Raw genomic sequence first — 8,442 nt, forward strand, 5'->3', positions numbered from 1 at the left:
ATCAGAACCTGATGCACAGAGTTTTTGAGAAGTTAGGCTTGGCAATGAATGACGAAAAAGTCATGAATACTTATGAGGAGCTAAGTAGCTATGGTGCTATCGCTGCATAATAGTGTCCGGAGTATTGACCCATCATATTTACACTTAAAAATCAGCCGCCATTACTAAATATTGCACCTTGGTACGCTTAATGAAAATGGCAGAAAGCGCATATGTGTTCTATATAAAAACCACTGATTGATAATGAAACGCTGTTCTCAATAGCTTTCTGAGCTCTAGCCAACAAGGTTTTCTATCTCATGTTCTCAGAAACTGGTCTATTTTTAGCAATGTTTCCTTATTTTGAGCTTGATCTATAAAGCATAGAAAAAGCAGCCAGTTGTTTTTTGTACACACATTGGATATGGAATACGTTGGGAATCCCCATGAAAAAGATAACTTCACTCTTAACCGCTCTTACTGTCTCTGCAGTTTCTTCAGTAGCCATGGCCACCGGGTGGGAGGATGACTGGTCGACCAGTGATATTTTTGTAGGTTTGGAAGGTGGCTATTCCAAAACCAAAGTAAAAGTCGACGGCGTTTCCGGTGCAGATAAAAGTGACAATACTGGTTTCTTTGGCCTTCGCCTTGGCAGTTACTGGGAAGATGAAGCCCGAGCTTACTTTACTGTGGGCTACCTCAAGCCAAAGGATGCTAACTGGAGCTCCAATGGAAACGAGGTGCACGTTAAAGATATCAAGCAGCTCAATCTTCTCGTGTCTGCAGACTATCTATTTATGCCAGAATGGGAAGTTCAGCCCTTTGTTGGCTTAACCATCGGTGCTGCAGAAACTAAAGCTAAAGGGTTTGTTTCTGATGCCTCAACAACTGAGGGAAGCTTTAAAAAGAAATGGGCATTTGCCTACGGCGCTCAAGCTGGTGTGATTTACCAGATTGATAATATCGATCTTGAAGCAGGCTTAAAGTACCTTACTAACAGTACTTCACATCACTATGAACATAAGCATGATGTCAAACTGAAAGTGAACGACTCTCGCCAGGTTTATGTAGCAGCATCCATCCACTTCTAAGGAACCTCTCAAAGGCCCTGTTCTTGCAAAAGTCTAGGGCCTTTATTCTTCACTCTCTGATCACATGCGGCACAAATCGTGAGCTGTCCTTGGTTATCACCGAGTAATCTTCCCTTATTCCGATTCCTGCTGGTCGATCAGCAATAACCCAACTACCAATCAGCGTGTGGTTTCCCGCAAATACAGGCAGAGGGTCATATTTCTGTAAAATATAGCCACTATCTACATAGGGCCCATCAATAGTCACCATCGCCTTTCCATTTTGCATAACAGAAATATTTGCACCTTCTCTGGAAAAAACAGGCTTCTTGACGTAGTGACTTCCTAGGTCATCCCCCAGCTTATCACCTTCAAAGTAGCTGGGGAGAAGGTTCGGATGTCCCTTAAACTCCTGCCAGAGTAAAGGAAGGATAGCTTTATTAGAAAGAATAGCCTTCCATGGTGGCTCAAAAAATAATGTATCGCTTCCTGGAAGGTACGTGCCGAACTCTTCTTCAAACATGAACTCCCATGGGTAAAGTTTAAATATCCCAGGAATGGTACTGTCTTCCAGATCCGTAAACTGCCCCACCGGACTGATGCCGATGTCCTCAGTATAAATAAACTTGGTACTAAGCCCAGCCTGAACAGCACAGTCACGGAAGTATTCAACTGTTCCATAGTCTTCTTCAGAATCTTGACTGCAAGAGAAGTAAAGTGGCTCACCGGCCATCTTCTGCTTTTTCAGGAGAACCAGTGCTTCAATCAGCATTTCCTGAATGATATTAAACTGATCTATCTCTGGAGGAAGCTTCTTTTCTTCAACCATCTGCTCCAGCCAGAGCCACTGAAAAAAAGCAGACTCATATAATGACGTGGGTGTGTCCGCATTATATTCATAAAACTTGGCAGGGGATTTTCCATCGTAGGAAAAGTCCATGCGTCCATACAGGTGAGAATCTTTTCTCAGCCAGGACTCACGAACATAATCCCAAAAAGGCTCAGGAATTCGCAGACGCTCCATCATACGCTCTGAGTTTACGGCCTTATCCACCAGATACAGACACATCTGGTGGATCTCAGCAGTGGGATCTTCAATATCCTGCTCAACCTGCCTCATGGTGAACTGATAATAAGCAGTCTCATCCCAATAGGCTTCTCCACCAATGGTGTGAAATTTAAACCCAAGAGACTCCGCCAGTTTTGTCCAGTCGTTTCTCGGAGCAGAGGTAATACGCAGCATTATCCCCCCCAGCTTCCTCTCGCAGCAGAACGGCTACCAAAACCACCACGCTTCATGGTGGTACTTTTCAAGGAAGGCTTTGCCGTTGCTCTTTTATCAACGATGACCTTTCCTTGTTTATAGCTACTGCCAACCTTATCGTAGTTACCCGTCCGAAAATAACCACCACTGCCAAGATAGAGAGGAATAACCGTAAAAGAACTTCTGTTCGAACCTGGCTCTGCGGCAAGCATAAAGCCTTCCATGGTGGGAATATATTCCCCAGACGCCAGTTGCTGGCATGTAGTGCCAAAATCCTGCTGGCAGTCTGAGGCTACCTGATATTTGGGAGCCATCATTAAATGGTTCTGCCAGGCCTTGTTGTATTCATACCGGCAAACCGAATCTGAAATCACTCCATCATTGATGCAACTGGCTACGTCTTTGTATACCAATGCTTCTCTGGATGAGTCTCCGCAGCCACTGAGTACAAACGGAGCAGTTCCCATAATGGCAAGCTGTAACCTCTTTGAACGCTTCATCATTCCCTGAACTCCGGCACTAATAAGTCAAACAGGCAGCGTTCAATAAGCCGGCCGCGATGGATACTCCTCCGAGCCAGATACCTGAAGCAAGCTCATTGTCTGCAATATGCTCTGAGATTTGTGGAATAAACAGCCTTAACCCAAAAAATGTAGCCAGCTGAACAATCAGTGCAACCCCGCCCCAAAGCGCCATATCCACCAGGTCAATTGAGTTTTCAATCACACTGGCCAGTGGAAGAACAAAGCCTATTAAACTGCCAGCAAACGCAATCGCTGCAGCTGGCACATTCGCCTTGATCAACTTCATCTCTTCATGAGGAGTACACCAGGTGTAAACCAGTACATAAACACCCGTTAAAACCAGCGCAACGGCAAAATAGGCAAGGAAAAGAGGAACTCCGGCCAGATAGTCGGTAATGGCAATCATACTGTTACATCCTGAACATTATCGGAACTGACTGACAAGGATACCCTTGCCAAGCCGGAAATTCATTGCCTTAACCCGGATATTGCATGAACTCCCCAAGGCTTGCGTAGAAATTTGCCTATACTCAAGAGTTTTTTGAAGAACCGCATTGAGTTCAGCTAACTGAACAAGGCTTCCTGAGAGCAACAGAGGGCAAGCAAAGGCAGGAGTGAATTCATACAATATTGGTTAAGTGATATTCATGGATGAAATATCAAGATCAAACCCCAAACTCACGACAGCTGTAGCTTCATCTTCTCCGCTGAACTCAAGGGACGCCAGCAGGTATTCATAACGCTCACTATCACTGATTTGTCGCTGATAGAGCATGGCCAAATGCTCTACCTCATAAGTAGATACTGACTCATCACGACTGTGGACTGTTTCAGTAAAATTAACTGGCTCAATCCGGCCAGGAACAGCCTCATCCCAGACCCGGCTGTAACTGGTTTCGTCCAGCAGAAAACGCTTATCGCCAATCAGGCCAGAGTCACTGACCCAGAGACTCACACCACTTTGACTGGCAATGTTATGAGTTTGTGTAAAAACAAAGAATTTTATGTCATCAATGTTCTGTGTTTCATAACCACCACTTGTAGAGATCTGAATGAACCCATCATCAGATGTGTAGAAACGGCAAAGTGAATTCCCTGCCCCTAGATCAATAAAGCCAGCTGCCTCAATCGTCTGAATCCCTTCTGGCAAGGTGAACCTCAGTTGTTCGCGCATCATCTGAAGAGGTAATAAATCCAACTCAACAGCACTTCCCAAACGCAAGTTAAGCGGTGATGGTAAAGAAACACTGTCTTCTTTCTTACTTTTAAACCAGTCAAAGATCATAAAACAAACCACCATTTAAAACGCTTGATAGAGAAATCGGGACTATACTCTTTAACCCCTGACGGATGGCAACGAATAGAAAAGAGAACACGTTATGTCTGAGTCATCACTGGCGTTATTTCTGATAGCGACCCTGATCCTTGCCTTAGCTCCAGGACCGGATTTACTTTATATCACCACCCGAGGGCTTTCCCAGGGAGCCATGGCAGGATTAATTTCCGCACTGGGTGTTCATACCGGTGTGCTCATCCATACTATCATCGCATCTCTCGGGCTGTCTGCCCTGATCGCATCATCGACAATGGGGTTTGCATGTATTAAATATGCAGGGGCAGCTTACCTCTGTTACCTTGGAATCCGGACGCTCTTTTTTTCAAAAGGAGAGAACAGTAATGAACAGTGCATTTCCAAAGCAGCCCTGAAAAAGATTTTTTATCAAGGTGTTGTTACGGATGTGCTGAATCCAAAAGTCATTCTATTTTTTCTGGCGTTTTTTCCACAATTCATTGACCCATCGAGCCCCTCTGCCCAAATTGATATGTTAATGCTTGGTCTGATGTTTGTGGCTGTTGCATTTCCAATTGACGCGGCTGTTGGACTATTTGCGGGCAGTGTTGGCAAACAAATACACCACTGCAAGCAGCGCATGCAGTGGGGAAAATGGATGGCAGGGTCAGCCTTCATTCTCCTTGGAATTGGGACTGCTTTTACTTCGCCACCATCTTGACCGGCTAATTCTGGCGAGCCTTGAGACGTTCCAAAACGCTGGAGGCATCAGAGTCACCCTTTGTGATACCAGCAGCTTTGAGCTTGGCCTGAAGGTCATTCTCAGCGGTATCACCAGACAGTTCACTGGCGGCTTCCATCTGGGCAGCTCTCTCTGCCTGTCGTTGTTTGATCCTTTCAAGCGAATCAGTGGCAGTCGCCATTTTAGAGTTGACACCACTATGTTTGGCGGCACAGGCTGCCTGTGCTTTTTGCACTGACTCCGTCGCTTTTACAGTATCAACCTGCTGCTTGAGACGACGAAGATTTGCTTCTGCATCCGTGATTGCTTTTTTCAGGCCGACAATGCTGCCTGCAAAGCTCTTTTCCATTTCCAGTTCTGAATTAAGCTGAGCCTCATAATCTGCAATCTTACTGGCAACCTCAGTTGCCAGTGATTCATCTCCTTGATCCAGGGCTTTCATGGCATAGCCTTCATACTCAGCCACTTTTTCCTTCAACTCTCCACACTTTTGAGAGGAGAGCTTTTGCTTGGCCATGATGCCAGCCAACTGTGTCTTGGACTGCTGAAGCTGATCACTCGCCTCACGAATTTCCTGATCCAGAATACGTAAAGCATTACTGTCTGCAATCGCTTCACCAACTTCGTTGGTAGCCCCTTTCAGGGCAGTCATTACTTTACTCCAAATGCTCATGGTATTTACCTTTTTCAAATTCTTTATAATCAGCCGATCAGCCTTCTAGTTATGCCACTGACTCAGAAGTCAGGTGGTTCCCATAGGCTTCTGTGGCCTTAATGGCATTGGCTGCCAGTGTTTCAATTTCCTGCACGATATTCTGCAGTGATGACGATGAACTCAGTGCTCCAAAAATGGTGTAGTACTCATTGCCATCAGGGAATCGATCCAGACTTATAGTCGACAATGGAAATAGTTTATGAGTACGCAACACCTCATCGTTCAACGTCACCGGGTTCTTAACCATTGATAAAGGCCAGAGTACAGCATCGGCAATAATCTGCTCACCGGAAACCGTCAGATAGATGGGCAGATCACCAAACTCAACCATACTGATTTCCAGGCAGGGCTCAGTCCCATCCACGAGATTCAATACCGCATTACCACTGATACTCAATGCGTCATTAGTCAACGCTTCGTATAAGCTTTGAATCGTCCAAACACTGTGTGACTGTGTCATGATGGTATTTCCTGATGGTTGATAGGAATCGATTTGCCGCAGTTGCTGCTCAATGTCCCGCAGCTGGCTGGCATTCTCTGGCAAAATCCAGATTTCTTTTTTTACCAGCCCCTGCTCTCTCATCCTGGAGCGAAACTGTCGCTGATAATGTGCAGCGTTTTTCCGCAAAGCCATGAATGAACTCTCTATATCAGTGAGTGCCGACCTATAAAACTTTCAAAGCACTCATTACATGTAACGCCTGTTACATGTAATATAATGGTCGTATTATTTTTTTCAACTGCCTTCTATGTAAACTTTTTATTGTTATTACGAAAAGAAAGGGCATCAGCGCCGCCAATAAGCCGATGTAAACATCACCAGAACGGTGATAACCTCCAATCGTCCCATCAGCATGCCAGCTGCCAATACCCATTTGGCCATATCAGGCAGTGGCGCAAAGTTACCTGCAGGCCCAATAATTTCTCCAAGCCCAGGCCCAACATTGGCGATGGCCGTAACCGCACCGGTCAAACTGGTAATAAAGTCCAGCCCCATCAAACTAAGCAGAAGTGTCATGATGCCGGTCAGCATCAGAAAGAAGAATGTAAACCCTACGAAAGAACGAATAATATCAGAGGTGATTGGCTGGCCATTATACTGCATGCTGAAACAGGCTCGGGGATGACTCAAGAGCTTCAGCTGCACATTCAATAACCTAAGACCCAGCTGGAAGCGAAAGATTTTTACACCACCACTGGTAGACCCTGAACAACCACCAATAAAACTCAGGAAGAAAAATGCTGCACCAGCAAAGCCTCCCCACAAAGAATAATCCGTCAATGCAAAACCTGTCGTACTAATGACAGATGTCGTATTAAAGGCAACCAGAGTTAAGGCATCAAAAATACCATATTCAGAATTCATCACTAGCCACACTGTCATAGAGACCCAGACAATCCCAATCAGCTTAAGAAAGCCTCGAACCTGACAGTCTTTCCATAACGGCTCAGCATTACCCGACAAAAACCTTACCAATAGAACAAAGGGAAGACTGCCCACCAACATAAAGATGGTTCCAGTCCAGTGAATGGCGGGGTTCTCAAAATGCGCCATTGATGCATCGGAGGTGGAGAACCCCCCGGTTGAAAGTGTTGCCATTGAGTGGTTGATGGCTTCAAAAGCTGTCATGCCCCCCATGTAGTAGACCGCAGCACATAAGGCACTTAAGCCCAGATATATTTGAACTATACGCTTCGCGATCACACCAGATCGAGGCATTACTTTTTCTGACCAGTCTGATGATTCACTCTGAAACAGACGCATACCACCCACCTTTAGAAATGGTAGAACCGCGACTGCCATTACGATAAAGCCAATGCCACCAAGCCATTGGAGAACAGAGCGCCACATCAGAATACCTGGATTCATATTATCCAGGCCGACAAGTACCGTAGAGCCCGTCGTTGTGATTCCGGACATGGTTTCAAAGAATGCATCGGTAAAGCTGATTTCTGTTTCAAAAATGAAAGGCAGCGCACCAAATACACATACCAGCACCCAGCTTAAATTGGTAAGAAGAAATATCTCCCTGGACCTCAATCCAAAAAACTCTGATTTACAGGACCACCATAAAAATGCACCAGAGCCAAAAGTAATTAATGGCGACAATGTGAATGCCATGTGGTGAGCCGGAGTATTAAAGATGATATTAGTAATCAGCGGTATACACATCAGCGCCGCAAGCGTCATCAACAGTAGTCCAATGACGTATAAGACAGGTTTATAATGCATGGCCTTAAAGAAGCTTGATCAGTCCATTTTCAACGACATGATGGTCAAGCCGTATCCCAGTACTTTTCAGTTATAAAGAAGAAAAAAGATTATTGTCAGTATGACCAGACAAGTCTGCAGGCACTTATACCTAGTCCTGCCGTCACTAAGCAAAGTCATGACATAAAAGAGTAGTTTTTCAGAGACGAGATTTATACCGCCCACAGCAAAAACCCCGACAGATTGCTCTATCGGGGTTTGCAGCCTTGAGCGAGCTCAAGGTAAATAGTGGTGCCTGGCGATGACCTACTCTCACATGGGGAAGCCCCACACTACCATCGGCGATCGGTCATTTCACTACTGAGTTCGGGATGGGATCAGGTGGTTCTAACCTTCTATGGTCGCCAGGCGAAACTTTAACAAGAGATCTTTATACCTCTTGTCTGGAATCCGTCTGATTTAAGCTAAATCTTGTTCTTGCTTCACACTCTTGCGTATGGCTGTGTATTTCTACACGCTAAATCGCTTTGGCGTTATATGGTCAAGCCGCACGAGTCATTAGTATTGGTTAGCTCAACGCCTCACAGCGCTTACACACCCAACCTATCAACGTCATAGTCTTTAACGGCTCTTCAGGGGCATCTA

The 8,442-nt window shown here is 45.3% G+C and carries 9 protein-coding genes and 2 rRNA genes; 2 read left to right on the plus strand and 9 right to left on the minus strand.

The genetic code is table 11. The features are described from left to right. The first annotated feature begins 425 nt into the window (after positions 1–425). Positions 426–1,070, plus strand: a complete 645-nt coding sequence (locus AK963_RS22165) for an outer membrane beta-barrel protein (RefSeq protein WP_066017600.1) — start codon at positions 426–428, stop codon at positions 1,068–1,070. 49 nt (positions 1,071–1,119) lie between these two features. Here AK963_RS22165 and AK963_RS22170 read toward each other — a convergent pair whose 3' ends face one another. The 4 genes from AK963_RS22170 to AK963_RS22185 all read right to left on the minus strand — a co-directional run bounded on the left by AK963_RS22170 (position 1,120) and on the right by AK963_RS22185 (position 4,122). Beyond that, complete coding sequence (locus AK963_RS22170) at positions 1,120–2,292, minus strand: glutathionylspermidine synthase family protein (RefSeq protein ID WP_066017601.1); 1,173 nt, start codon at positions 2,290–2,292, stop codon at positions 1,120–1,122. After that, complete coding sequence (locus AK963_RS22175; protein ID WP_066017602.1) at positions 2,292–2,816, minus strand: DUF1190 domain-containing protein; 525 nt, start codon at positions 2,814–2,816, stop codon at positions 2,292–2,294. Before AK963_RS22175 ends, AK963_RS22170 begins: the two co-directional genes overlap by 1 nt. Positions 2,817–2,832: 16 nt before the next feature. Then, positions 2,833–3,243, minus strand: coding sequence for a DUF350 domain-containing protein (locus AK963_RS22180; protein ID WP_066017603.1), 411 nt, complete (start codon positions 3,241–3,243; stop codon positions 2,833–2,835). 228 nt (positions 3,244–3,471) lie between these two features. Continuing rightward, entirely contained in the window at positions 3,472–4,122 is a 651-nt protein-coding gene (locus AK963_RS22185; protein WP_066017604.1) for a DUF2491 family protein, read from the minus strand. 94 nt (positions 4,123–4,216) lie between these two features. Here AK963_RS22185 and AK963_RS22190 point away from each other — a divergent pair, with 94 nt between their 5' ends. Further along, complete coding sequence (locus tag AK963_RS22190; protein WP_066017605.1) at positions 4,217–4,849, plus strand: LysE family translocator; 633 nt, start codon at positions 4,217–4,219, stop codon at positions 4,847–4,849. 4 nt (positions 4,850–4,853) lie between these two features. Here the strand turns inward: AK963_RS22190 and AK963_RS22195 are convergent, their stop codons facing one another. The 5 genes from AK963_RS22195 to AK963_RS22215 all read right to left on the minus strand — a co-directional run. Beyond that, on the minus strand, positions 4,854–5,543 hold the full coding sequence (locus tag AK963_RS22195) for a PspA/IM30 family protein (protein WP_066017606.1): 690 nt from the start codon (positions 5,541–5,543) through the stop codon (positions 4,854–4,856). A gap of 49 nt (positions 5,544–5,592) precedes the next feature. After that, positions 5,593–6,219, minus strand: coding sequence for a YjfI family protein (locus tag AK963_RS22200; protein WP_066017607.1), 627 nt, complete (start codon positions 6,217–6,219; stop codon positions 5,593–5,595). A 153-nt stretch (positions 6,220–6,372) separates the two neighbouring features. Further along, positions 6,373–7,818, minus strand: a complete 1,446-nt coding sequence (locus tag AK963_RS22205; protein WP_066017608.1) for a TrkH family potassium uptake protein — start codon at positions 7,816–7,818, stop codon at positions 6,373–6,375. Between the two features lie 272 nt (positions 7,819–8,090). Then, a 5S ribosomal RNA gene (rrf, locus tag AK963_RS22210) occupies positions 8,091–8,206 on the minus strand. Between the two features lie 128 nt (positions 8,207–8,334). After that, positions 8,335–8,442, minus strand: a 23S ribosomal RNA gene (locus AK963_RS22215); the annotation flags it as partial.

The organism is Endozoicomonas atrinae, from assembly GCF_001647025.1.
Taxonomy (GTDB): Bacteria; Pseudomonadota; Gammaproteobacteria; order Pseudomonadales; family Endozoicomonadaceae; genus Endozoicomonas; species Endozoicomonas atrinae.

What these genes read in the sequence shown, in the direction of transcription:
- AK963_RS22200 (WP_066017607.1), bottom strand. Translation starts at nt 6,219, where the DNA reads ATGGCTTTGCGGAAAAACGCTGCACATTATCAGCGACAGTTTCGCTCC.
- AK963_RS22165 (WP_066017600.1), top strand. Translation starts at nt 426, where the DNA reads ATGAAAAAGATAACTTCACTCTTAACCGCTCTTACTGTCTCTGCAGTT.
- AK963_RS22190 (WP_066017605.1), top strand. Translation starts at nt 4,217, where the DNA reads ATGTCTGAGTCATCACTGGCGTTATTTCTGATAGCGACCCTGATCCTT.
- AK963_RS22175 (WP_066017602.1), bottom strand. Translation starts at nt 2,816, where the DNA reads ATGATGAAGCGTTCAAAGAGGTTACAGCTTGCCATTATGGGAACTGCT.
- AK963_RS22180 (WP_066017603.1), bottom strand. Translation starts at nt 3,243, where the DNA reads ATGATTGCCATTACCGACTATCTGGCCGGAGTTCCTCTTTTCCTTGCC.
- AK963_RS22205 (WP_066017608.1), bottom strand. Translation starts at nt 7,818, where the DNA reads ATGCATTATAAACCTGTCTTATACGTCATTGGACTACTGTTGATGACG.
- AK963_RS22195 (WP_066017606.1), bottom strand. Translation starts at nt 5,543, where the DNA reads ATGAGCATTTGGAGTAAAGTAATGACTGCCCTGAAAGGGGCTACCAAC.
- AK963_RS22185 (WP_066017604.1), bottom strand. Translation starts at nt 4,122, where the DNA reads ATGATCTTTGACTGGTTTAAAAGTAAGAAAGAAGACAGTGTTTCTTTA.
- AK963_RS22170 (WP_066017601.1), bottom strand. Translation starts at nt 2,292, where the DNA reads ATGCTGCGTATTACCTCTGCTCCGAGAAACGACTGGACAAAACTGGCG.